Here is a 22,321-nt window from a genome sequence, read left to right on the forward strand (position 1 = left end):
TAATATGAACTATCAACTGGACGAAATAGACAAGAAAATTCTTGATTTCTTAGTAGAAAACACAAGAATGCCTTTTACTGAAATTGCAAAGCAGATGGACGTTTCTGCTGGAACAATTCACGTAAGAGTGAAAAAGATGGAAGATGCAGGTATTATTTTGGGATCATCTCTTAACATCGATTATGGTAAGCTGGACTATCACTTTACAGCTTTCATCGGAATCCTTTTGACAAAATCCAACCGTACTCAGGAAGTATTGAAAGAATTGTCAACTATTCCTAACGTAATCGAAGCGAGTGTTATTTCCGGAAAATATAATATTTTCTGTAAAGTAAGAGCAAAGAATACAGAAGATGCCAAGAGAATTATTTATCAGATTGATGACATTCAGGATGTAATGAGGACTGAAAGTATGATCTCTATGGAAGAGTATTTAAGCGACAAAAATAGATTGATCAACGCGATCTCTATTTAATTCAAATTTTAAACGAATAACTATAAAAGAACTTATGAAATCTCTCATAAGTTCTTTATTTTTGTACTATGGAAGAATACAGCTATTTTGACGAGGATCCGAAGAAAGGATGGGGATTTATACTGGCCTTTGCAGCCTTGATGTTGTTTACAATAATGGGATTGGGAATTGATGGTGATGAATATTTGCAGCACGAATACCTTCAGATCCCAAGATGGTATTTTTATGTTATTTTTTCAATTGATGTATTGATGATGGTTGGCCTGGTCCTGATGTTCTTTTATCGTAAAGTAGGGATCTTTATGTTTCCGGCTTTACTGGTAATGCATTTCTTTATGCACAATTACTATCTGTCTACATTTTTGTACACAGATGTTACGAACCTTTTCCTTTTCACAGGATTTGGGATGCTGGCCATTATTCCAAAATGGAAGTTTTTCAGATAATTACACATACCATAATAAAAAACAGCCTTTAAATATTATTTAAAGGCTGTTTTTCCAGGCTGCAATAAATAAATGAGCCTTTGGGTGTTAAAGAATATTTGGAGCGATTATACACACTGTACTTTGGTTTAGACCGTGCAGCCATCCATAATCCTATAATGAGAACCAATATGATTTCAACAACAGAACCGATTGTAATATTCATATTTTCTTCCTGCCTATTCTTCCCACGTGCAGGTGTAAGGATTGTAGCTGCATTTTAATGGTTTTGAAATGTCCAGCCCTTTTTTATTGTGGTGAGTATTTTCTGTATACGCTCTGCAATCGGTACAGACATATCTGAACTCACAATCTTTACACACTTCTATATAGTCTTTGGTGAGATTCCAGTATTTTTTGAATCTGTTTTGGTTCAGGATTTCTTCAAGACTGTGATGCTGAATATTTCCAAAGCTTTCCGGCATCAGCGGACAGTTTTTAATATTGCCGTTTCTGTCGATCCCCATCTTTTTATGCAGGCAGGAATTGTGATGGACGGCTTCCAGGACTTTGGGAAGGTTAGTGTTAAAATATTTCACATTTATTTTGCCACAGGCTGATATTTTTAGGTCTTCTTTGATGTATTGTATAGAAAATCTATATTCTTCTTTGGTTTTGAATGGTTTTTGCGGACAACCATAAAAAACAAAACTATAAATTCGCCTTGTATTCTTATGAAGCTGCTGGATGAAAAACTCATCGATTTTTTGATGAAATGGCGAAAATATTTCTATTCCGGACAATACTGAACTTTCAAATATTTTATCAATTTCTATTAAATCTTCCGCGCTTAATGGCGCAGTACTGTAAAGCGTCAGATGCTGTATTCCCAGACTTTCTACGGAAGGTCTAATTTTTTTAATGAGATCAATATTTTCTGTTTCGATAAAAATATTTGTGATCCTGCTTGGTTCCAGATACTCTAATGAAAGAGGCGGGAAATTTTTGTCCCAATCATTTTCTGTGACAAAACCATATTCCTTTTCCAGTAAAAGGCTGAGATAGTCATTAAAGATTTCTACGGATTCTTTATCGTAGTTTTTCCGGATATCCTCAATAGAAAGACTTTTCAGCTCTTCTACGATCTCATACAACTCTAAAGGATACAGCTCTGATACATTTCGCTGTAAATCGGAAATCAGAATTCTGCAGGCTCCCTTGGTGATCTGGATGTTACTGAATAGATTAAAATATTTCATGATAACCGGGTGAGGGGTTTTTGAGGTTTTTCTCTTATGTGAAAATTACTTTGATATTTTTCACAATCTAAAACATAGACGATATCATTTCCTTTTTTAAGTTTCTGATTACGAAAAGTTTCAATATGCTTGAACGTGAGGGGTAATTTGTTCGTTTCTGTTACTTTGATTTTCATAAATATTCTGCAATTTCTTTATCCAGCGAATAGTTGCATATATTGGAGAGTCCGAGGAATTGCCCAATTGCATTGACTTCCAAAAAGTAATATCTTCCATCTTTACCTTTTATAAAATCTAATGAACCACAATTTAAATCCAGGGTTTGCATCAGTAGATCAATTTTTTCTTCAACATCATAAGGAAGGTCATAAGGAACATTTCTATTAGGCTTTTCTAAATTGTATTTCCTGAAATCTGTTTTGGTTTGTTCATCGTTCTGAGAGAAAATGGCCATCGAGTGGCATTTTCCGTTCAGATAGAAGGTTCTTATTTCAAATTCTTTTTCAATTTGCTCCTGAAAGAAAGTGATAAAGAAATCTTTTTTCTCTTTTTGCTGTATAGTTGTAGTGTACATAATACCGTTTAAATCTTTATCTATATCGTCCAATATTGGGTTTCCGCCAATTGTTTTGATAATGGTATTATGTAGAGATACCTGATTGGTATTGTCTGCCAGAAAGTATTCAGGAACCTCTAAACCTGCTTTTTTAGCCTGTTCCAATACCAGCAGCTTATTAATATCGCTGTTACTTTCTTTATTGATATGTTTTTTAGATTCCAGCGTTTTTCTTACATAATCTTCCAGCCAATGCTGTACTTCATTCATATGAGCATTCACAGAATGATTGTCACATCGCAGACGTTTGATTTTTAACCTGCCTCTTCGATACCATACACTGCTTATTTCACTCAGGAAAAAAGTGTTTCTGTTACTTTCTAAAAAGATTTTTTTGTTTTCAACTTTAATTTCAAAAATTTCATCCTCATGTATACGGATAAATTTCTTTTTCATTTCAAGGAGCCATTCAATAATTTTTACGGTTGTCCTTTCATTGTTGTTGGAAATAATAAGGATCATTTTTTAAAGTAATCTTTTGTGATTTTAGAAGAATGTTTAATACTAGGTATACCTATTTTTTTTCTTTCCTGATCAGCTTTTATTGTATCTACAATAGCATCATAGCTTAGGTAAATACCATATAGTATTCCTTTCTTACTGATTTGCAGATTGTGTCGATCTACCATATTGGCGTAGTCTTTGGGAATGCAGTCTCCGGATTTTATATATTCAAGCATTTTTGCTTTGAAATATGGATATTCTTTTGAATTTACCATATGGCTGAACAAGGGATGCATGGGCATAAATACCCCATCATTTCCAATAAGTCCTATTTTTTGTATCGAAGGATAGCCATAATGTTCAAAGGTCCATTTCAAAAGTTCTGCATTTATTCTGTCGTTCTTTTCCATACGCTGAGGATTTCTTCGGCCTTCAGCCTGATCACGGATAAAAGCAATACTGAAAGAATCTACAAGCCGTTTATTCAAACCTTTTTTCCAGTCTGCAATTCTCTGTTTCACTTCAGTGCTGTCTATACCGTATTTTTGGAACAGACTGAAGTAATTTTTTTCCGACCCTTCATAAGGAGCAATCAAAGGGATAAGCTTGTAAAGACTTTTCTTTCCGCCGAAATTTTTTTGATATTGATCTGCCAGTTTGATGTACGTCTCATATTCTTTAATGCGTTCCTGATTTTTAGGGTTGTATTTTTTAAACAGTTTTCTGTATTGCTTTATAGCTTTCTCGGGTTGGCTAGCAATCCGAAAAAGGCTATCAATTTCATTCACTCTGTTATAATAAACAATATAATCATTGCTTTTGCAGGAAAGAACAATAGAAATAATGATGAATAGATATATCAAAATGGAATTTCGTTTCATTATATAATCAGTTTTATTCAGTCAATAAGATTCTTTTAGTTTATAAAAGGAGGAAATAATTCCTCCCTTACATAATATGTATTTACTTTGTTATTGAGTTTAGCCGATGTATAAAGTTGATTTGCGTTCATGATCAACCCATGTTTCTTTATCATATACTTCTCCATTATTTGTAGAAACATAGTTGATTGCAGATTCTCCACCACCTTTGATAGATTGTAGACTTTTCATTTTTTTGTTTTCTAAAGAAGAGAAATTGCTCTTCATTCCATTTAATTTTTTCATTTTGATAATTTTTTAGTGTTATATAAAATTATTTGTGTCATACAATCCCTGACATTGGGGTGAATTATTCTCATGTTTATCATGCACTGTACATATACAATTTAAAGATGTAGAATAAATTTCGTCAACGTTGATGTTTTCAAAACTATAAATAATTAGATCATTTTAAAGTGACAATTATTGTATATTATGTGCAGATTTCTGTATTGATTTTACTGGTTTATCCATGTATTTTGTACACATTCAGATCAGAAAACTGTAGTGAGATTTAATAGAATGCCAAAAATCAAAGTAACTGAAAAAAAGGGGCTGTCGAAAAGGAGTAAAATATTAATCAATACAATCAGGAATACTAATATTTTCTATTGTACACAATAATCCATTATCTACGATAGTCGTACAATTATTATAGGCAAGTATAAAAATCGTATTTTCAGATTGTCTGTTTCAACAATTAAAGTAAGGAATTTGTCCTCATTTTTTACAATACTAATGATATGATTCTCTGACTGCTCATGTGTAGCAATGAAAACAAGCATTAATTACAAAATGATATAGCCATAATCATGAAACTGGCTATACTTTTATGAAATATAACATACTAATTTGGTAGGATAAGGGTATTTTTACCGCCCATTTTAAAATAGAAGAGGAATATGGATTTTGAAATTTTGAAAGGGCAGATAGAAAATGCCGCTAAAAAAGCCTTCTTGGAAATGTATGAAAAACATGGTACAGAAGGTATCTGCAGTTTTGCATTGTATAGTGATGAAGGAGCTATGACGGTATGTCCTGCAACCAATACTTTAGAGATGCTTGAAACAGTGGATGAGGATGATATTCTTTATTACAAATATGAGCCTGCTGAATGGGCTTATGAAATGGAAGGTGCTCATCATGAGTTTGAGGAAATTTGTACCCGGCTGAGAGCCGCGCTTGATGAGAATGAAGAAGATGATCAATGGTTTGGGGATTTTCAGGCCCAGCTGTATTCTACATGTATTGAAGTGCTGGAAAAGCTTAAAGATGAGAACTTTTTTACACAGATCACAGGCAAAGATATTTTCGTCACCTTTACAGTTTCAGACTATGAATTTCAAAATGAGGATCTGGAAAAGATCATTATCAGACTAAATGATAATGAATATAAAAATGAATATCTGGAGTGGATGGCCACATGGCATTAAAGAATAAAACAACACCTTATTATATAATATGAAATCAGATAAAATAATTGTTTCGGATACCTCCTATAAGAGCAGTGATCCTTACGATTTGATTCTTTCTAATATTTCTGTCGTTAATCTTCTGAACGAAGAGGGAATTGATGCAGAAAATATACATGATGATTCAATAACCAGCTACTATATAGATTATTATGCAGGTCAGTACAGTAATGGGAATTTCTCCCAGTTTGTATGGAATTCCGGATGGTCTCCAGAACTTAATAAAATGATTGGAGTAGGTTTAAAGAAAATAGGAGCAGAAAAACATCTGGAGCTTTTTCAGGAACAATGCTCAAAAGTAGAGAGGCTTCAAGAAAGTGAACTTCAGAAGTTTTTGGAAAGTGAGTATTTCGGTCCCAACAAAACAAGGGATGGTTTGAAAAACGATACATTTTACAGTCTGGATGAAAACATAACCGAGCTTCATTCTCAATGGCTAAAGGAGCATCCGGATCTGAAAGTACTTACTGTTGATGAGATGTTTTCTGAACTGGAAAAATGGACCGGACATATAATAGACAGATAAACTCTAAAAATGAATATTCTATAGATATGGAAGATCTTAAAAAACTCAATATTGAATTTAAACATTATCTTGGCGAGATCAGTTCACAGCTTACCGAAGATCTGATTCATCTCCTGAAAGGGGAATCTGTAACGTACCTTAACGAGAATACTAAGGCTGATGTCAAAGCTTTTTATTTTGAGTATGAATATGATTATCTGAACATCATATCCTGGGGAGTAGATGCTACAGGCAGAATGGCTTCAAATAAAATATTTCTTCCTGCAAAAAAGAATCAGACTACAGAAGGAAATAGCGAATGGACCGCCCTTATCCCTGAGAAAATATGGACTGCTGCTGCAGAGTTTCAGGATGAATATGAAGATGATGATCTGGATGATATTCTGGAGGAATATGATGAGGAAAAGTATCTGCTGTTTGAACAATGGTTTTTCGACTGCTGGAAAAAAGCATCAGCACAGACTATGGTAAAAATAGATGCCTATTTTTCAATTCATGACTCCTATTTCAGAACAGATTTAAATACATTGAAAATCATCAATGAAGATGAGATTGCCCAAAGGCAGTACTAAGGTTACAGACACACTCAATCAAAACAAAAAAAATAAATATTAAATTATGAATAACTATAACTTTTATAAGAAAGAAGGAAGCCAGTACATTTTTAAAAATCAGCCGGTTTTTGTCGCTGTCCTTTCTCTCTTTTTTTTGGTAGTAGCAGGCTTTACTTTTAATAGTGTAAGGATTATGAGCCTTATTCTTATTGCCCTTGTGGTTCTTATTGTAATCAATTTTTTTACCAAGAAGTTTATCATTGATATGGATCAGAAAACCATTACAGGGAAGCATACTGTTTTTGCCTCAGCGAAGACGTATTCAATACAGGATTTTACCAATTTTGAAGTAATAGGTACTAAATATTTAGGCCTTTTTACAGTCAATGTAGCCCTTTTTATGCATTTTGAAGTCAACGGAAAGCAGGAAAAGCTTACGATAGGGCAGGCTGTTACCCACAAAGGGATACAAAAAATGATCAATGAAACAGAAGATATTATGAACATTAATGAGGCTGATAATGAACGTAACAGACCGGTATAAATTTGAAAACAACGGAAGCGAAATAAGCTTCATGCCCAATTACAGTTTCCTGCGTACATTGGTGTGGTGGCTGGGGCTGGGGGTAATTGCTCTTCCGGTAATGACCTATTACTTTCGGGATAAAATGTCCGAAGAATATTTTAAAGTTGCTTTGGGACTTTGGGGTCTTTATATGGCTTATTTCCTCTTTGATCTGCTTTTCCATGTGCCTGTGAAATATACTTTTGATAAATCAGAAAAGTGTATTTACAGAAAGCAGATTTTCTCTAAGAAAATTATGAATTTTGATGAGATGACCTATTTTGTGCATGATGAAAGCGGAGGTTATTATTACTCGATGGGAAAAAAGAGAAATCAGTTTGTAAAAAATTATAGGATCAGCAACTATTTTTCAGGATCAAAAGCTTCCAACAGAAGGGAAGATGAATATATAGAAAAGATTTTATGTCCGGTGCTGGAAGCCATAGGAGTTCCGTTAAACAGGACACGAGAATCATAAGCGGGGGTAAAAACAATAATAACTAATGAAAACAAAACTCCGGCGGTTTCGAAGAAACCGCCGGAGTTTATATATAAGCTAGCTTATATTAAGCTAAAATTCTTTTGACAGCTTCCTTCACTGCAGCAGCATCAATCTTATACTTCTTCATTAGTTCAGCAGGTGTTGCAGACTCTCCGAAAGTATCATTTACAGCTACAAACTCCTGTCTTGTAGGTCTTCTTCTTGCAAGCATTCCCGCAACAGATTCTCCTAAACCACCAAGGTAGTTGTGCTCTTCAGCCGTTACAATTTTCCCTGTTTTTTCAACAGATTTTAAAATAATCTCTTCGTCAAGAGGTTTGATCGTGTGGATGTTGATTACCTCACAAGAAATACCTTCTTTTTCAAGCTCATCAGCCGCTACAAGAGATTCCCATACAAGATGCCCTGTTGCAACAATTGTCACATCAGTACCTTCCTGAAGCATAATTCCTTTTCCAATTTCGAAAGGCATATCTTCAGGGATGAATACAGGAACAGTAGGTCTTCCGAATCTTAAATATACAGGACCTTCGTGCTCAGCAATAGCAATAGTAGCCGCTTTGGTCTGGTTGTAATCACAAGGATTGATTACCGTCATCCCAGGAAGCATTTTCATCATACCGATGTCTTCCAATACCTGGTGAGTAGCCCCATCTTCTCCTAAAGTAAGACCTGCGTGAGATGCACAGATTTTTACATTTTTATTAGAATAAGCGATAGACTGACGGATCTGGTCATATACTCTTGATGTAGAGAAGTTAGCGAAAGTTCCTGTGAAAGGAATTTTTCCTGTGATGCTAAGACCTGCTGCAATACCCATCATGTTAGCTTCAGCAATACCTATCTGGAAGAATCTTTCCGGAGCTTTCTCAATGAATTTCTCCATTTTCAAAGAACCGATAAGGTCTGCACAAAGTGCTACTACATTGGGGTTTGTATCAGCAAGTTCAGCTAATCCTGCTCCGAATCCTGAACGAGTGTCCTTTTTTTCTGTATATGTATATTTCATTTTTTTCTATTTAAATTTAATTAGGGGGAGTATAATAAACACCGCTAGATTTGAAATTTTGTGATTTTTTACGTTCCAATTCATTGTTTTTCTTGATGTCATTCTCAATATCGTACCTAATTTTGAAATTGATATTGGCTATTTTCTTTAGTTCAAATGACATTTTACCTTTTTCATTTTTAATGCCTATAATTAAACCTTTGGGAAAAATAACCTGTGAAAAAGGAATGCCTGTCATAAAATTTAGTAATTCTGTATTATTTATAGCATTCTCACTATCAATAAGTACGCGGAAATAAATTTCTTTGTTTTTCAGAATTACATATTCTTTACAGGTAAAGCCATTTATATCTGTGGCTCCTTTATTCTCGTTGTATAAAATTTCATAGGTATTTACAACATCTTTAACCTCAGTATTATAATCAGAAGCTACTACTAAATTAAAGGTCTTTTTGATGCTCCCTCCATAATAGTTGGATTTTCTGTTTTTTATAATCTCAATATTATATGGAATGTCTGCGCTAATTTCTTTTATTATCATTTCATTATCCTGATCAACATATACTTTATTATCATTTTGATAATCCAGTTCATATTTTAAAATCACAGAACGCTGGCTCCATAGTTTGATGGATATGAATAATAGTAAAAAAAATAATTTAGCTTTCACTTTAATAATTAATAATCTGCCGGAGCTTCTAAATACAATTGTTTGAATGCCGTATCCAACTGCTCGTCGTTAGGAGCTTTACCATGCCATGCGTGAGATCCCATCATAAAATCTACACCTGCACCCATCTCCGTATGAAGGATAATTACAACTGGTTTTCCTTTTCCTGTTTCTGTTTTTGCTTTCTCAAGAATTGCAACTACAGCTTCAAGATCATTACCGTTCTTTTCTTCCAAAACAATCCATCCGAATGCTTCAAGCTTAGCGTGAAGATTACCCAGGCTTAATACATCATCAGTATCTCCGTCAATCTGACGCCCATTGTAGTCAATAGTAGAGATAATGTTATCTACTTTTTTAGCAGCAGCATACATCAGAGCTTCCCAGATCTGACCTTCCTGAAGTTCACCATCTCCGTGAAGCGTGTAAACAAGAGACTTATCACCATCCAGTTTTTTACCTTCCGCTACACCAAGAGCTACAGAAAGTCCCTGTCCAAGAGAACCTGAAGCGATTCTGATACCAGGAAGCCCTTCATGGGTAGTAGGGTGGCCCTGTAACCTTGAATCTAATTTTCTGAAAGTGCTGAGTTCTTCTACCGGGAAGAAGTCAAATCTTGCCAAAGTAGAGTAGAATACTGGAGAAATGTGCCCGTTTGATAGATAAAAATGATCTTCATTTTTTCCTTCCATTGTGAAAGGAAGCTTATAATTCATTACCTTTCCATAAATGGCTGTGAAGTATTCCGTACAACCTAAACTTCCGCCAGGGTGTCCTGAATTTACAGCATGAACCATTCTTAAAATGTCTCTTCTGATCTGCGTAGTAAGAGATTTTAACTCTTCAATACTTTTACTCATTATATCTGATTTATTTGCACGCGAATTTACAATTTTTTAACGGCTTATGGAAATGCAAAAATCCGGATATGAAAACCCGGATTTTGATGTGTATGCATATTTCACTGTTTTAGCAGCCTTCATTGACGTAAACTTTGATTTCCGTGACAATATTATTCACAAATCTAAACGTAAGCTCTGTTCCTGCATCATAATCTTCAATATTAAAGTATCCCGAATCTTTCAGACGCTTGCCGTTATCATCATACTCCGGACGAATACTGAATGTAGGATAATTTCTATAGGTATTAATAAGTTCATCTCTGGTACTCCCAACTCCCATTCCGCTTTTTGTTTTAAATTTTTTACTGGTTGTGGTCATTCCTGTGATCGTAATCGCATCAGGCTTGGCATCACCTCCATATCCCTGGTAAACTTCCACGCTGATAAGCTCTCCATTATATTTTACAAAATTCTTTTTCTCGCTGTCAGAAATTTTAAGAGAAGTACCCGAAATTTTTTCTGCTTCACTTTTGTCCATAAAGATTTTATAAGGTCCGATTCTTAAAGTGGAGACTTCAAAGTTTTCCTGAGCATTTATAAAGCCAAATAGTAATACAAATGCGAAAGTTGAAATGATTTTTTTCATAGTTTTTGGGGTAGTAATGAGTTATTATTTTCGTTCATTTACTGAATTCAAAGATACTTAAAAAGTATCTTTTACAGGTATCGCCGGAATCAGTGATATTCAGTGATTTCTGTATTTCGAAAGACTTTAATTGTATGATTAGTATTGAGCGTTTTATGTAATAGTGAGTGTTTTGTGTTTTATTTAATTTTTTTTGAATAAATTTTACTATTTTTATCAATATTTGTAGTTTAAAATGTTGTTTTTTTACAGCAAATGTATTTTTTTTTATGTTTTTAACCCATTTAACTATATTTTGTGAAACTCAAACACCATGAATTATGAAAATTAAAAAACTATTGTCTCTGGGGATATTTGTTTTATCCATTTCCCTGGGAAAAGCACAGGATTTTTTTACCTCAATCAGCGAAAGGTCCATTAAAGCAGACCCAAAAAGCAGAACGGTACAGCCCGAAAAATTTCTTACTTATCATCTGAACGTGGCTGCAATGAAAAACTATTTTAACACAGTTCCGGAACTGGGTGATAGTGATTTTAAAGATAAAGCTCCGATTATTGTGCTGCCAATGCCCGATGGATCAAAAGCTAAATTCAGAATTTGGAAATCATCAGTAATGGCTCCTAAACTGGCACAGCAGTTTCCTCAGCTTGTTACCTTTACAGGCCAGGGAGTTGACGATCAGTATGCTACTATAAAACTGGATTTTACAGAACTGGGATTCCATGCTCAGATAAAATCAGTAGTATCGGGGGATACCTACATTGATCCTTATGCAAAACAGGATACTAACAATTATATTATTTATAAGAAAAGTGATCTGATTGATAAAAATCCGAGAATATGTGGATCGAAAGATGAGGAAGCTCCATTAGAAAAAAAAAATGCACAAAAAACCGTCACTCCAAGCGTAGGAACTCAAATTAGAATCTTCAGGTTTGCAGTAGCATGTACGGGAGAATATGCAGTGGCAGCAACGGGCTCTGCAACACCAACAGTCGCTCAGACTTTATCAGCTATTGTAACCTCTGTAAACCGGGTAAACGGAGTGTACGAACAGGAAGTTGCTTCAAGATTGATATTGGTGGATAATGAGACCAATGTTATCTTTACAAATGGTGCTACTGATCCTTTTAATGGAAATGATAATGCCAATACATTAATTAATGAAAGCCAGACTCAGATTGATTTGCTGATAGGAAACGCAAACTATGATATTGGACACACGTTCAGTACAGGTGGCGGCGGACTGGCCGGATTAGGTGTTATCTGCAACAATTCAAATAAAGGAAGAGGAATTACAGGTTCACCAAATCCTGTAGGTGATCCTTATGATATTGACTACGTGGCCCACGAAGTAGGACATCAGTTTGGAGGTCAGCATACTTTCAATGCAACAACAGGAAATTGCGGTGGAACTAACCGCAGCGCAGCGAATGCCGTAGAACCCGGAAGCGGAATTACCATTATGGCCTATGCAGGTATTTGTGGAGCAGCAAATAATTTAGCAGCAAATAGTATCGCTATTTTCCATACGCGTTCTTTTCAGTCTATCACTACAAAAGTACAGTCAACAACGTGTCAGGTGACATCTCCTGTTACCAACACAGCTCCCGTTGTAAATGCAGGAAACAATTATACTATACCTAAGGGGACACCGTTCAAATTAACTGGTTCTGCAACAGATGCTGAGAACAATGCACTTACCTACTGCTGGGAACAGAACGATGCAACATCAACAGGAGGAAACTGGAATGCTCCAGCAGGAAATTCTCCGATTTTCAGATCTTTTTTACCAACAACCGTGCCTTACAGATATTTCCCGAAAATTACTGATATCATCAATAATACCACTACTATAGGTGAGATTTTACCATCGTATGCAAGAACAATGGAGTTCAGATTAACAGTAAGAGATAATAATCCGGGTTGTGCGGGAGTTGCCAACGATGATGCTAGTATTGTTGTTGATGGGAATTCAGGGCCATTCACAGTGACAGCACCGGGTACTGCAGTAAGCTGGACAGGCAACAGTACACAGACCATAACATGGAATGTAGCAAATACTGCTGCTGCTCCTGTAAGCTGTGCCAATGTAAGTATCTATCTTTCTACTGACGGAGGCTTCACTTATCCAATCACAATTTTAGCTTCTACACCTAATGATGGCTCAGAAACCATCACTATCCCTGATGTAAATACAACACAGGCCAGAATTATGGTGGCAGGAGAAGGAAATGTATTTTTTAATATTAACCCTGTTAATTTTACAATTAATAAAGAAGTCTTAGGCGTTAATGAAATATCCGGAAATAAAGATGTATTTGCGGTATATCCTAACCCAAGCAAGGGAATCCTTAATATTAAATTTGCTAAACAAAACGAAACATACGATGTTACAGTATATGATGTAAGCGGAAGACTGGTATTCACTCAGCAGAATAATAAACTTAATCAGGATAAAGTAGGGACTTTCAACCTTACCGAACTGGTAAAAGGAAATTATTTAGTAAAAGTTAAAACCAAAGACTTTGAACAAACTGTAAAGTGGATTAAAGAATAAACAATTTTTAAATAAACTAATTGGGTAAAAAAAGCTGTTTTCACACATTGTGAAAACAGCTTTTTTAATTATTTAAAAATATAATCTTTCTATTTTAGATCAATTGAACTTGCTCTTTGGTTTTAGTCAGAACTTATAATTATTTTACAAGTTTCAGATACTGCTTGTTTTTCACCAGCCAAAGACCAATAAACGTTAGCAGCCCGTTAAGAACAATCAATTCCACGCCAATTCTGTAATCAGTGTATGTTGTAACGGCCAAATTGATAAAATAAGTAATAACAGGGGCTAAAATGGTAACCGCAAGAATAGAATACTTTCTGGAAATCTGAAATTTCGTAAAAATCCCAAAAGCAAAAAGTCCTAAAAGAGGTCCATATGTGTAACCGGCAATTTCCATGATCAGATACACAATAGATTTGTCATTCAATGCTTTGAAAATCATAATTAAGATGAAGAAAACTACAGTGAAAATCAAATGCACTTTCATACGAAGGTGTTTCTTTTCTTTTTCTGTTTTCGTCTTATCTTCATTAAGGTTAAGAAGGTCTACACAGTATGAACTTGTTACTGCAGTCAAAGCCCCGTCAGCAGAAGGGAATAATGCTGAAATAAGTCCGATAATAAAAATAATGGAAATAAACATCGGGAAATATCCCTGAAGAGATAAAGCCGGGAAAAGGTCATCCCCCATGATATTTTTAATATTGCCTGCTGAATCTTTGAACCCAAAAATATTAGTTACCGTCTCAGCGTTTATTGTTCCATATTCTGCACCGTTCTGAAGTGCAAAAAGATATAATAATCCACCTAAAAACAGGAATGCCAGATTCACAATAAGTAGAGTTCCTGCGAAAGTCAGCATATTTTTCTTTGAATTTTTAAGGTTATCCACCGAGATGTTTTTCTGCATCATTTCCTGATCCAGACCTGTCATCGCAATAGTAATAAAAATTCCGCCTAAAATGGTTTTAAGGAAAAATGTCTTGGAATTCGGATCAAAATTGATGAAATGCGTGTAATTTTTCTGCCCTAAAATAGTATAAGCTTCCCCAAAAGAAAGATTTAGATTCGAAAGAATAAAAATAATACAGGCCACCAAACTGATAATCATGAAAGAAGTCTGTAAAGTATCTGTAATCACAATCGTTTTTACCCCTCCCTCAAAAGTATATAAAAGGACCATCAGCAAAAGGACCATCGAAGTTACCCAAAACGGAACCCCTAGACCTTCCAGTAAGAAGATCTGCAATACATTGACTACAAGGTATAGCCTTGCTGTAGCACCAATTGCTCTTGAAATGATAAAAAATATTGATCCTATTTTGTGAGCTTCTACATTGAATCTTCTCCCCAAATAGGTATAAATGGAAGTCAGGTTCATCTTATAATACAATGGCAGTAACACCGCAGCCACAATAAAATACCCGATGAAAAAACCAATCACCATCATATAATATTCAAAACCTCCGTAGATATACTCGGAGCCGGTCATCTTACCTACCGTTCCCGGAACTGAAATGAAAGTAACCCCACTAAGGCTGGTTCCTATCATTCCGAATGCCACAAGCCACCATTTGCTTTTCTTGTTGCCGATAAAAAATGACTGGTTATCAGAATTACGGCTGGTAAAATAAGAAATCACCAAAAGACCGATAAAGTAGATAAAAACAAATAGCAAAAGGATAGTTCCTGGATTCATGCTTTAATTTTAAATTTTAGCAAATATATAAAAAAGATCACTCGTGAATCGTGAATTTACTTCACAGTCAGTTTTTATAGATATATAATCCCGTTTTGCTGAACAATAAAACAAAAAACCTTTCAAAATTTACTTCTGAAAGGCTTATATGGTAAGGGGTGGAAAAGTGATTAATTCACCAAAACATCCTGAATATCCTCACTCTTTTGAAAACTCGCTTTCGCAAAAGGGCAGAGGGGGATAATCTTTTTCCCGTTCTTCCGGGCAAAATCTACAGCTGCCAAAAGCATTTCTTTACCTACACCTTTTCCGTTGTAGGCTTCTTCCACCTCCGTGTGGTCAATAATAAATCTTTCTTCTCCTGCCCAGGTATAAGTCATCATTCCTGCGCGTCTTCCGTCTATGAAAGCTTCAAAACTTCCGTGTTTTTCGTCGTTGTTTTGTTTTACTTCGATCATACTATGAGAATTTAGTTAATATTTCTATGTCGTTAGTTAGTATTTTATGAACAGGGCAGGCATCAGCAATAATGTGCAGTCTTTTTAGCTGCTCATCATCCAGAATCCCTTCAAAGGTGATATCTCTTTTGAAAACTGCTCTTTTGGTGAGTGGATAATTTTCGAGTTCTACTTCCACATGGATATTTTCCACATCCCATTCTTTCCTTTCGATATACATTCTGAGAGTAGCAGCTGTACAGCTTGCCAGAGAAGTGGCCAGAATTTCCAGAGGATTGAACCCTTTATTCTGTCCGCCTTTATCGATAGGCTCATCAGTAATGATCTGGTTTTCGCCAGCCGTTACCTCCGTATAATATTTTGTTTTTCCTAAACTTGCTTTTACCGTTACCGCCATTATTTTTCTGTGTTGAATTTATAACTTAATGCTCCGGAAGGGCATTGGTCTATCTGCTCTTTAAGTTCTTCCGGGGTTGCATTTTCTGCCTTTATCCAGGGTCTCTCTTTAGGATTGTAGACCTTTGGAAGCATTTTTACGCATACAGTTGAGTGGATACACTTCTGGGGCTGCCAGATGACAGTGATGGGACCGTTGGTATATTCGTGTATTTCCATATTAATTTTCTTTTAATGATTTTTCGATTCTTCTGTCCGGAATCAGCCATATGAGCGCCACGATATAATAAAAACCTATGGCAATATAAGGATAAAAAAAAGAAGTTGCTATGCCGAGTACATAAAATATAATCGATATATATTCTTTAGATTTTGAATGTATAGCCTCTTTGAGCTGTGAATTTTCACCTTCATACCTTATAATCAGATTTTCCAGAATAGTGTAGGCAATGGCGGACATAATGAGCACCATTCCATAAGCTGCAACAGGATTTTCTGCAAAACCGGTTGTTCCGATCCATTCCGTAGCGATAGGCATCAGGGATAGCCAGAATAAAAGATGAAGATTAGCCCAAAGAATACTGCCGTTAACCTTCTTTACCGTTTGAAACAAATGATGGTGATTGTTCCAATAGATTCCTATATAAATAAAACTGAAAATATAAGCCAAAAACTTTGGGAGAAGAGGTTTGAGGCTGGTCCAGGTATTCCCTTCCGGTACTTTTAGCTCAAGCACCATAATGGTAATAATAATGGCAAGTACACCATCACTGAAAGCCTCTAATCTCCCTTTAGTCATTGTTTTTAACCTGGATTTTAAAATTTTCTATTTTGTTCTTCAGGTCTGTAAGCATATCAGGGTTGATCACTCCGCTTTCCATATCAAAATTTTCATAGAATTTAGGGAGTGAAAAAGTATCCCTGATATCTGCTGCAAACTGTGGGAAAAATGTCTTCGCCGTATTCATTACATTTCCTCCGCCATAGCCTCCCGGAGAAGTACTCATCAGAAACATAGGTTTGTTTTGAAATACCTTTACATTGATTCTTGATGCCCAGTCAAAAATATTTTTAAAAGCAGCGCTGTAAGATCTGTTGTGCTCAGCAAGAGAGCAGATAATAACATCACATTCTTCAATCACTTTTAAAAACTGATGAGCGCTGTCCGGAAATCCTTTCTTTTCGAGATCTACAGAAAAAACGGGCATCGTGAAATCGTTGAGGTCAATCAGGTTGATTTCCTGATCCTGAAAATCCCGCAGTACAAACTTTACCAGTTCTCTGTTGATGGAGGTGGAAGAAGTGCTTCCTGCAAATGCTAATATTTTCATGGCTTTTGTCATCCGGTACGGATATTATTTTCTGTTTAAAATGGCTTTTGGAAGCGGAACATATTCCTGGTCATCACCTGGTACCAATGGAAAGGCTTCGTGGTTCTGGTCGTTCCAGTTTACTTTAGCCTGGTCAATCACTTCCTTATCAGAATTAACGAAGTTCCAGAATATAAAACGTTCTTCATCAAAAGGCTCGCCGCCAAAAAGATAAACAGTACCGTTTTCACTCATCTCAAACTCACAAAGCTTGGTATCTTTGGCGATCATCAGCTGTTTTGAACCATAAGAATTTCCATCAGCAGTTACCGTTCCGTCCAGAACATACATGGCTGCCTCCCCATAAAGATCTTTACCAATGCTTATTTTTTTCGCTTCTTTGGTTTTGATCTCAATAAAAAATAATTGGCTGTGTACAGGAACAGGAGATATTCTTCCAAATGCTTCACCCGCAATTAATTTATATTGAATGCCGTCTTCTTCCCAAACCGGAATATCATCCGCTTCAATATGGTGGAAGGTAGGCTCTGCCTGTTCAAGATGCTTGGGAAGCCCTACCCAGATCTGAAATCCGTGAAGACTCTTATCACTGTGCCTTAAATATTCAGGAGTTCTTTCAGAGTGTACAACCCCCTTTCCGGCAGTCATCCAGTTCACGGCTCCCGGTTTTATTTCGACGGAACTTCCTATACTATCTCTGTGGAAAATAGACCCTTCCAACAGATAGGTAAGTGTAGACAATCCGATATGCGGATGTGGAGGTACATCAAGATTCTGATAATCTTTTAATTCAGACGGTCCCATATGATCGATGAAGACAAATGGTCCCACTGCTCTTTTTTCCCGGAAAGGAAGAAGTCTTCCTACCAGAAAGTTTCCTATATCAGCCGCTTTTTCTTCTATGATAAGTCCAATATTTGACATAACGATGTGATGCTTTTTAAAATTTTACTGTATTTAAATTGATAGAGGTCACGAAAAAATCTAAAGTTTATTATATCCTTCAAATGTTTCATCAACGAGGCGTTTCCATTCAGGATGTTTCTTAATAAATGCAAAAACATAAGGGCAGAACGGAAGAAGCTTTTTACCACTTTCTTCAATGTAATTGAGCGTTTTTTCCACTACTGCAGCGGCAGCACCTGAGCCAGCCAGTTCCGGGTCTGCTTCAGTATGGATCAAAGAGATCTGATGCGTTTTCTCATGGTAATCAATAAAAGCATAATATCCATTGACATTGATTTCAAATCTTTTATCCGCTTTTACGAGAGGTATATTTTCAAATTCTGATTTCATATTTCTGGTATTGAAAGTGGTCTGCTTGTAATAGAGTGTGATATGAAAATAGGAATAGATAAACCTTATAGATTTCTAAAGCCTATCAGGTTTATCCTCCATATCAATCTTACTTTATAAGTAACCCAACTTAATGATATATAAAGTTAATAAAAAAAGGAATAATCAAAGATTAAGATAAATTTAATTCTTTTTAATCCTCAAGATAACCGAATTTTCCGGTATTGAAGTCTTCAAAAGCCTGCATGATTTCCTCTCTGGAATTCATTACAAAAGGTCCGTGAGGATAGATGGGCTCGTTGATAGGCTCTCCGCTGATGATTAAAACGACTGTATCTTCTTTCGCTTCAATAGTAAACGTTTCTCCTTCATTTTTAAATAAAGCAAAGTGATCTGCCTTCACATGGTCTTCACCATTCAGCATAATATTTCCTTCAATCACTAACGCTGCAGTATTGAAATGAGCGGGGAAACTAAAATCTGCTTTTCCACCTGCTTTCAACTTTGCATTCATCATATGTACTGGTGTGAAAGTTTCTGCAGGACCTTTTTGTCCGTTATATTCACCGGCAATTACTTCTACAAAACCATTTTCACCCAGATCTACTTTTTTCATGGTAGAATTTTCAATAGCCTGGTATTTCGGAGTGCTCATTTTATCTTTTGCCGGAAGATTCACCCAAAGCTGAACCATCTGGAAGATTCCTCCTTTTTTTGCCCATTCTGTTTCATGGTATTCTTTATGAAGAACTCCTTTGGCTGCAGTCATCCATTGTACGTCACCCTCTCCGATAACGCCACCCCCGCCTGCGCTGTCATGATGTTCTACTTTACCGCTGTAAGCTATAGTGACCGTTTCAAAACCTCTGTGAGGATGAACTCCCACACCTCTGGGTCTGTCTGAACCGTTGAAATGAAATTTTGAATTATAATCAAGCATAATGAACGGATCCATTCTTTTCATATCCAATCCGGGTACGCCGGGAATAAAATTATGAACTCTAAAACCATCACCTACAAAATGGGCAGGTTTTGGAGATACTACGATTTGTACTTTTTTTGTTGCCATCACACTGTTGATTTTTTATGTAAACAAAATTACCATACTTATAAGTGAAAAGCATTGATCTGTGTTAAGTTCGTAGGATGATGAAGGGAGGAAATAAGTTCCTGTGACTTTTAATGTTCCGCTAATCCTCTTTTGATTTCATATTCTTTCCATCCGAAATATGCAGTCTCCTGAAAACCAGGCCTGACAGGATAGTCAATATTCCGACCGTAAGAAATGTATAACGGAATGCATTGTGAATTTCACCTCCGATGAGATCTGTGTTTTCAAATAGTTTTAAAACAATGAGCCCGAAAGCGATTCCAAAGCCGATGGCAAGCTGTTGATTAACGGATATAAGAGAATTGCCGCTGCTGGTCTGAAAATTCCGCAGATCTGCAATGGAAATGGTATTCATTGAAGTGAACTGGATAGAGTTGAAAAATCCTAATACCGCAATAATAGGGATAAACCAATATAAAGAAGTGTGAATATCAGGAATGGCAAGCAGGCAGATCAGGGTTCCGATAATGAAGGTATTTACCATCAGAGTCTGACGGTACCCATATTTATCTAAAATTTTAATAACAGATGATTTTCCGAAGATGGCGGTTAATGCCATGGGAGCAATGATCCATCCTGACGTCACTGCCGATTGTTTGTAAGCGATCTGAATCATCAGTGGCAGCAGCAGAGGAACGGAGCTTATTCCTAATCTTGTGGCCAGATTTCCTACAATTCCTACCCGGAATGTTCTTACCTGAAACAGATCTAATGGGAAAATAGGATTTCCGCCTCTTTTTGCATGCTTATAATAGTAATATAAAAACAGGAAGCCAAGAATAAATACAAGTAAAACCGGAGATATATTCTGCATATCTCCGAAAAGTTCCAGAGAAATGGAAAGCAGAAGAGAGGCCGCTGCAAAAATTAAAAAGCCTTTTAAATCAAAATCTACAGAATCAGATTTATAATCGGGCATAAATTTTAATCCTAAAAGAATTCCTAAAAATCCGATTGGTATATTAATCAGAAAGATCCAGTGCCATGAAAGGTAATCTACCATGTAACCTCCTACAAGCGGACCTAGTACAGGCCCTATAAGAGCGGGAATAATAGCAAAGTTCATGGCTTTAAGAAGCTCGCTTTTATCAAAAGTTTTAATCAATGCTAATTTCCCTACAGGAGTCATCAGACTTCCTCCAACTCCCTGAATAACCCTTGAAATCACCAAATGGGTAAGGTTTTGAGATAATGAACAGAATAAGGACCCCAGACTGAACAGCACCAATGAGATGATAAATACTTTTTTGGTTCCGAAACGGTCTGCGAGAAATCCACTTGCAGGCATGAAAACAGCTAATGTAAGAACGTAGCTGATAATGGCGTTCTGCATATTGAGAGGAGACTCATTGAGGTCTTTAGCGATCGAAGGTAAAGACGTGTTCAGAATCGTTGAATCCAGCATCTGCATGAAAATGGCGGTGGCCAGAATCAGGGGTAATATTTTCTTTATGGATGTCTGTTGCGGGCTTGTTTCTGTCATTTTGTATAGGCTGGAATCGGAAGATTTCCAGACTTATTTTTATTTTGAAGAAAATGCTTGCTTTAAGCGGTTTGATCTTTAGATAAAGAAATCCATATAAAATTAAAAAAGTCCTGCGAGATTTCACAGGACTTTTTGATTTATTTTCTAGGTTTTTCTACTCCTTTCCATTCATCACCAGCTTTTCTATACTGGCTCAGGATAAAGGTTTTGAAATCCTTTGTTTTGTATTCTATATTATCGGTATTTTGTTCAAACGGCATTATATAGTAATATTCAATATCTGTTTTGTCAGATTTGTTTCCTTTTTTTACAGTAGGAACATACTTTGAAAACTTATAGCTAGGAAGATATTGTTTTAATCTTGCGTAGAAAGCTTTATCTTCTTTTTCATTAGGAATGATATCGACAATGTTTAAATCATCTTTTTTCTTATCTACCCAAAGATAATAGGTTTTTTCTTCACCCATATTTCTGTTGACAGAGTTGAAAGCAAACAGTTCTTTCGGTACCAGTTCTTTGATCTTTTCCGGGTCTACCTTTGTGTAGAATTGTCCTTTGGAAGGGTCTACATAGGTTTCCAGATTATACATCAAAACAGAATTGTTTTCAAAATTTTTATTTTTAAAATATTGATTTAAAGATAATTCTGCAGTAGCTCTCAATTCTTTGCCGGTAGCATCCAGTTTTTTTGTTGGATTCTGAGGGTTTACTTTTTTTACAAACTCATATAAAACGACAGGTTTTATATCTTTAAGGTGAGGATACGTTTTCAGCTGCTCTGCCTTTACAAGCCAATAGAATTGTTGATAGTAGTCATCTTTATCTGCATCTTTCACACTTTTATAAGCTAAAGCAAGCTTTTTTGAACTCAGGTATTTACCATATTTTCCCTGTCCAAAAGCTAAACTGAAGGATAATATGGCAAATAAAACAGTAAGGTTTCTTCTCATTTTTTTATAATTGATATTTTCGTTTTCCAAATATAATTATTTATTAGATATTATTTTTGATTGTCAGTGAATTTATGTCGATATTGTTGCTGTTAATTCAAAAGA

Annotated in this window: 28 protein-coding genes; 8 read left to right on the top strand and 20 right to left on the bottom strand. The window is 35.8% G+C overall.

Translation table 11 applies throughout. The features are described from left to right. The first annotated feature begins 4 nt into the window (after window positions 1-4). Together LF887_RS04490 and LF887_RS04495 are read left to right on the top strand one after the other, a co-directional pair. The gene (locus tag LF887_RS04490) at window positions 5-475 is read left to right on the top strand and encodes an Lrp/AsnC family transcriptional regulator (RefSeq protein WP_103290738.1); all 471 of its coding nucleotides are present in this window, start codon (window positions 5-7) and stop codon (window positions 473-475) included. A gap of 68 nt (window positions 476-543) precedes the next feature. Next, window positions 544-921, top strand: a complete 378-nt coding sequence (locus tag LF887_RS04495; RefSeq protein WP_236857606.1) for a hypothetical protein — start codon at window positions 544-546, stop codon at window positions 919-921. Between the two features lie 28 nt (window positions 922-949). Here LF887_RS04495 and LF887_RS04500 read toward each other — a convergent pair whose 3' ends face one another. The 5 genes from LF887_RS04500 to LF887_RS04520 form a co-directional block, all read right to left on the bottom strand. Further along, on the bottom strand, window positions 950-1,126 hold the full coding sequence (locus LF887_RS04500; protein ID WP_236857607.1) for a hypothetical protein: 177 nt from the start codon (window positions 1,124-1,126) through the stop codon (window positions 950-952). A 13-nt stretch (window positions 1,127-1,139) separates the two neighbouring features. Further along, window positions 1,140-2,159, bottom strand: a complete 1,020-nt coding sequence (gene gwsS, locus LF887_RS04505; protein ID WP_236857608.1) for a grasp-with-spasm system SPASM domain peptide maturase — start codon at window positions 2,157-2,159, stop codon at window positions 1,140-1,142. Window positions 2,160-2,331: 172 nt separating this feature from the next. Then, on the bottom strand, window positions 2,332-3,237 hold the full coding sequence (gwsG, locus tag LF887_RS04510) for a grasp-with-spasm system ATP-grasp peptide maturase (RefSeq protein WP_236857609.1): 906 nt from the start codon (window positions 3,235-3,237) through the stop codon (window positions 2,332-2,334). Beyond that, window positions 3,234-4,100 (bottom strand): hypothetical protein, encoded by an 867-nt coding sequence (locus LF887_RS04515; protein WP_236857610.1) that lies wholly within the window; start codon window positions 4,098-4,100, stop codon window positions 3,234-3,236. Before LF887_RS04515 ends, gwsG begins: the two co-directional genes overlap by 4 nt. 99 nt (window positions 4,101-4,199) lie before the next feature. Next, the gene (locus LF887_RS04520; RefSeq protein WP_262912510.1) at window positions 4,200-4,385 is read right to left on the bottom strand and encodes a TIGR04139 family peptide modification target; all 186 of its coding nucleotides are present in this window, start codon (window positions 4,383-4,385) and stop codon (window positions 4,200-4,202) included. A 656-nt stretch (window positions 4,386-5,041) separates the two neighbouring features. Between LF887_RS04520 and LF887_RS04525 the strand changes: the two genes are divergently transcribed. The 5 genes from LF887_RS04525 to LF887_RS04545 are packed head-to-tail and all read left to right on the top strand — an operon-like array spanning window position 5,042 to window position 7,734. Next, complete coding sequence (locus LF887_RS04525) at window positions 5,042-5,572, top strand: DUF4303 domain-containing protein (protein WP_236857612.1); 531 nt, start codon at window positions 5,042-5,044, stop codon at window positions 5,570-5,572. 28 nt (window positions 5,573-5,600) lie between these two features. Then, window positions 5,601-6,137, top strand: a complete 537-nt coding sequence (locus LF887_RS04530) for a DMP19 family protein (protein ID WP_236857613.1) — start codon at window positions 5,601-5,603, stop codon at window positions 6,135-6,137. A 26-nt stretch (window positions 6,138-6,163) separates the two neighbouring features. Further along, the gene (locus LF887_RS04535) at window positions 6,164-6,709 is read left to right on the top strand and encodes a hypothetical protein (protein ID WP_236857614.1); all 546 of its coding nucleotides are present in this window, start codon (window positions 6,164-6,166) and stop codon (window positions 6,707-6,709) included. Between the two features lie 46 nt (window positions 6,710-6,755). After that, window positions 6,756-7,235, top strand: a complete 480-nt coding sequence (locus tag LF887_RS04540) for a hypothetical protein (RefSeq protein WP_236857615.1) — start codon at window positions 6,756-6,758, stop codon at window positions 7,233-7,235. Further along, complete coding sequence (locus LF887_RS04545) at window positions 7,213-7,734, top strand: hypothetical protein (RefSeq protein WP_236857616.1); 522 nt, start codon at window positions 7,213-7,215, stop codon at window positions 7,732-7,734. The genes LF887_RS04540 and LF887_RS04545 overlap by 23 nt, the downstream gene beginning before the upstream one ends. An 88-nt stretch (window positions 7,735-7,822) precedes the next feature. On the opposite strand, the gene LF887_RS04550 is transcribed toward LF887_RS04545, so the two are convergent. From LF887_RS04550 to LF887_RS04565, 4 genes are all read right to left on the bottom strand, one after another. Further along, window positions 7,823-8,767, bottom strand: coding sequence for a transketolase family protein (locus LF887_RS04550; RefSeq protein WP_236857617.1), 945 nt, complete (start codon window positions 8,765-8,767; stop codon window positions 7,823-7,825). 16 nt (window positions 8,768-8,783) lie between these two features. Beyond that, window positions 8,784-9,437, bottom strand: a complete 654-nt coding sequence (locus LF887_RS04555) for a hypothetical protein (RefSeq protein ID WP_236857618.1) — start codon at window positions 9,435-9,437, stop codon at window positions 8,784-8,786. 8 nt (window positions 9,438-9,445) lie between these two features. Then, entirely contained in the window at window positions 9,446-10,300 is an 855-nt protein-coding gene (locus LF887_RS04560; protein WP_262912535.1) for a transketolase, read from the bottom strand. A gap of 106 nt (window positions 10,301-10,406) precedes the next feature. After that, entirely contained in the window at window positions 10,407-10,925 is a 519-nt protein-coding gene (locus tag LF887_RS04565; RefSeq protein ID WP_236857620.1) for a hypothetical protein, read from the bottom strand. Between the two features lie 320 nt (window positions 10,926-11,245). Between LF887_RS04565 and LF887_RS04570 the strand changes: the two genes are divergently transcribed. Beyond that, complete coding sequence (locus tag LF887_RS04570; RefSeq protein WP_236857621.1) at window positions 11,246-13,486, top strand: reprolysin-like metallopeptidase; 2,241 nt, start codon at window positions 11,246-11,248, stop codon at window positions 13,484-13,486. 139 nt (window positions 13,487-13,625) lie between these two features. On the opposite strand, the gene LF887_RS04575 is transcribed toward LF887_RS04570, so the two are convergent. The 11 genes from LF887_RS04575 to LF887_RS04625 form a co-directional block, all read right to left on the bottom strand. Continuing rightward, window positions 13,626-15,188, bottom strand: coding sequence for a sodium:solute symporter (locus LF887_RS04575; RefSeq protein ID WP_236857622.1), 1,563 nt, complete (start codon window positions 15,186-15,188; stop codon window positions 13,626-13,628). A gap of 170 nt (window positions 15,189-15,358) precedes the next feature. Next, window positions 15,359-15,646 carry a GNAT family N-acetyltransferase gene (locus tag LF887_RS04580; RefSeq protein WP_236857623.1) on the bottom strand — a complete coding sequence of 96 codons (288 nt, stop codon included), beginning with the start codon at window positions 15,644-15,646 and terminating at the stop codon, window positions 15,359-15,361. Window position 15,647: 1 nt separating this feature from the next. After that, window positions 15,648-16,043, bottom strand: a complete 396-nt coding sequence (locus LF887_RS04585) for an OsmC family protein (protein WP_236857624.1) — start codon at window positions 16,041-16,043, stop codon at window positions 15,648-15,650. Beyond that, on the bottom strand, window positions 16,043-16,261 hold the full coding sequence (locus tag LF887_RS04590) for a (4Fe-4S)-binding protein (RefSeq protein ID WP_236857625.1): 219 nt from the start codon (window positions 16,259-16,261) through the stop codon (window positions 16,043-16,045). The genes LF887_RS04585 and LF887_RS04590 overlap by 1 nt, the downstream gene beginning before the upstream one ends. A gap of 1 nt (window position 16,262) precedes the next feature. Continuing rightward, window positions 16,263-16,841, bottom strand: a complete 579-nt coding sequence (locus tag LF887_RS04595) for a TMEM175 family protein (protein WP_236857626.1) — start codon at window positions 16,839-16,841, stop codon at window positions 16,263-16,265. Then, complete coding sequence (locus tag LF887_RS04600) at window positions 16,834-17,373, bottom strand: NADPH-dependent FMN reductase (protein ID WP_236857627.1); 540 nt, start codon at window positions 17,371-17,373, stop codon at window positions 16,834-16,836. Before LF887_RS04600 ends, LF887_RS04595 begins: the two co-directional genes overlap by 8 nt. Before the next feature lie 24 nt (window positions 17,374-17,397). Continuing rightward, window positions 17,398-18,297: a pirin family protein gene (locus tag LF887_RS04605; protein ID WP_236857628.1), complete on the bottom strand. Its 900-nt coding sequence runs from the start codon at window positions 18,295-18,297 to the stop codon at window positions 17,398-17,400. A 60-nt stretch (window positions 18,298-18,357) separates the two neighbouring features. After that, window positions 18,358-18,669, bottom strand: coding sequence for a GNAT family N-acetyltransferase (locus tag LF887_RS04610; RefSeq protein WP_236857629.1), 312 nt, complete (start codon window positions 18,667-18,669; stop codon window positions 18,358-18,360). 193 nt (window positions 18,670-18,862) lie between these two features. Next, window positions 18,863-19,738, bottom strand: coding sequence for a pirin family protein (locus tag LF887_RS04615; RefSeq protein WP_236857630.1), 876 nt, complete (start codon window positions 19,736-19,738; stop codon window positions 18,863-18,865). A 121-nt stretch (window positions 19,739-19,859) separates the two neighbouring features. Next, window positions 19,860-21,263 (bottom strand): MFS transporter, encoded by a 1,404-nt coding sequence (locus LF887_RS04620; protein WP_236857631.1) that lies wholly within the window; start codon window positions 21,261-21,263, stop codon window positions 19,860-19,862. Window positions 21,264-21,403: 140 nt separating this feature from the next. Next, window positions 21,404-22,246, bottom strand: a complete 843-nt coding sequence (locus tag LF887_RS04625; protein ID WP_236857632.1) for a hypothetical protein — start codon at window positions 22,244-22,246, stop codon at window positions 21,404-21,406. Window positions 22,247-22,321 lie beyond the last annotated feature (75 nt).

Origin of the sequence: Chryseobacterium sp. MEBOG06 (assembly GCF_021869765.1) — a bacterium.
In the GTDB taxonomy this organism is placed as follows: Bacteria; Bacteroidota; Bacteroidia; order Flavobacteriales; family Weeksellaceae; genus Chryseobacterium.

Coding starts and splice junctions, on each gene's coding strand:
- LF887_RS04615 (WP_236857630.1), bottom strand. CDS start 19,738: ATGGCAACAAAAAAAGTACAAATCGTAGTATCTCCAAAACCTGCCCAT.
- LF887_RS04540 (WP_236857615.1), top strand. CDS start 6,756: ATGAATAACTATAACTTTTATAAGAAAGAAGGAAGCCAGTACATTTTT.
- LF887_RS04550 (WP_236857617.1), bottom strand. CDS start 8,767: ATGAAATATACATATACAGAAAAAAAGGACACTCGTTCAGGATTCGGA.
- LF887_RS04520 (WP_262912510.1), bottom strand. CDS start 4,385: ATGAAAAAATTAAATGGAATGAAGAGCAATTTCTCTTCTTTAGAAAAC.
- LF887_RS04600 (WP_236857627.1), bottom strand. CDS start 17,373: ATGAAAATATTAGCATTTGCAGGAAGCACTTCTTCCACCTCCATCAAC.
- LF887_RS04585 (WP_236857624.1), bottom strand. CDS start 16,043: ATGGCGGTAACGGTAAAAGCAAGTTTAGGAAAAACAAAATATTATACG.
- gwsS (WP_236857608.1), bottom strand. CDS start 2,159: ATGAAATATTTTAATCTATTCAGTAACATCCAGATCACCAAGGGAGCC.
- gwsG (WP_236857609.1), bottom strand. CDS start 3,237: ATGATCCTTATTATTTCCAACAACAATGAAAGGACAACCGTAAAAATT.
- LF887_RS04610 (WP_236857629.1), bottom strand. CDS start 18,669: ATGAAATCAGAATTTGAAAATATACCTCTCGTAAAAGCGGATAAAAGA.
- LF887_RS04580 (WP_236857623.1), bottom strand. CDS start 15,646: ATGATCGAAGTAAAACAAAACAACGACGAAAAACACGGAAGTTTTGAA.
- LF887_RS04525 (WP_236857612.1), top strand. CDS start 5,042: ATGGATTTTGAAATTTTGAAAGGGCAGATAGAAAATGCCGCTAAAAAA.
- LF887_RS04605 (WP_236857628.1), bottom strand. CDS start 18,297: ATGTCAAATATTGGACTTATCATAGAAGAAAAAGCGGCTGATATAGGA.
- LF887_RS04515 (WP_236857610.1), bottom strand. CDS start 4,100: ATGAAACGAAATTCCATTTTGATATATCTATTCATCATTATTTCTATT.
- LF887_RS04590 (WP_236857625.1), bottom strand. CDS start 16,261: ATGGAAATACACGAATATACCAACGGTCCCATCACTGTCATCTGGCAG.
- LF887_RS04575 (WP_236857622.1), bottom strand. CDS start 15,188: ATGAATCCAGGAACTATCCTTTTGCTATTTGTTTTTATCTACTTTATC.
- LF887_RS04535 (WP_236857614.1), top strand. CDS start 6,164: ATGGAAGATCTTAAAAAACTCAATATTGAATTTAAACATTATCTTGGC.
- LF887_RS04545 (WP_236857616.1), top strand. CDS start 7,213: ATGAACGTAACAGACCGGTATAAATTTGAAAACAACGGAAGCGAAATA.
- LF887_RS04570 (WP_236857621.1), top strand. CDS start 11,246: ATGAAAATTAAAAAACTATTGTCTCTGGGGATATTTGTTTTATCCATT.
- LF887_RS04500 (WP_236857607.1), bottom strand. CDS start 1,126: ATGAATATTACAATCGGTTCTGTTGTTGAAATCATATTGGTTCTCATT.
- LF887_RS04530 (WP_236857613.1), top strand. CDS start 5,601: ATGAAATCAGATAAAATAATTGTTTCGGATACCTCCTATAAGAGCAGT.
- LF887_RS04495 (WP_236857606.1), top strand. CDS start 544: ATGGAAGAATACAGCTATTTTGACGAGGATCCGAAGAAAGGATGGGGA.
- LF887_RS04595 (WP_236857626.1), bottom strand. CDS start 16,841: ATGACTAAAGGGAGATTAGAGGCTTTCAGTGATGGTGTACTTGCCATT.
- LF887_RS04620 (WP_236857631.1), bottom strand. CDS start 21,263: ATGACAGAAACAAGCCCGCAACAGACATCCATAAAGAAAATATTACCC.
- LF887_RS04565 (WP_236857620.1), bottom strand. CDS start 10,925: ATGAAAAAAATCATTTCAACTTTCGCATTTGTATTACTATTTGGCTTT.
- LF887_RS04490 (WP_103290738.1), top strand. CDS start 5: ATGAACTATCAACTGGACGAAATAGACAAGAAAATTCTTGATTTCTTA.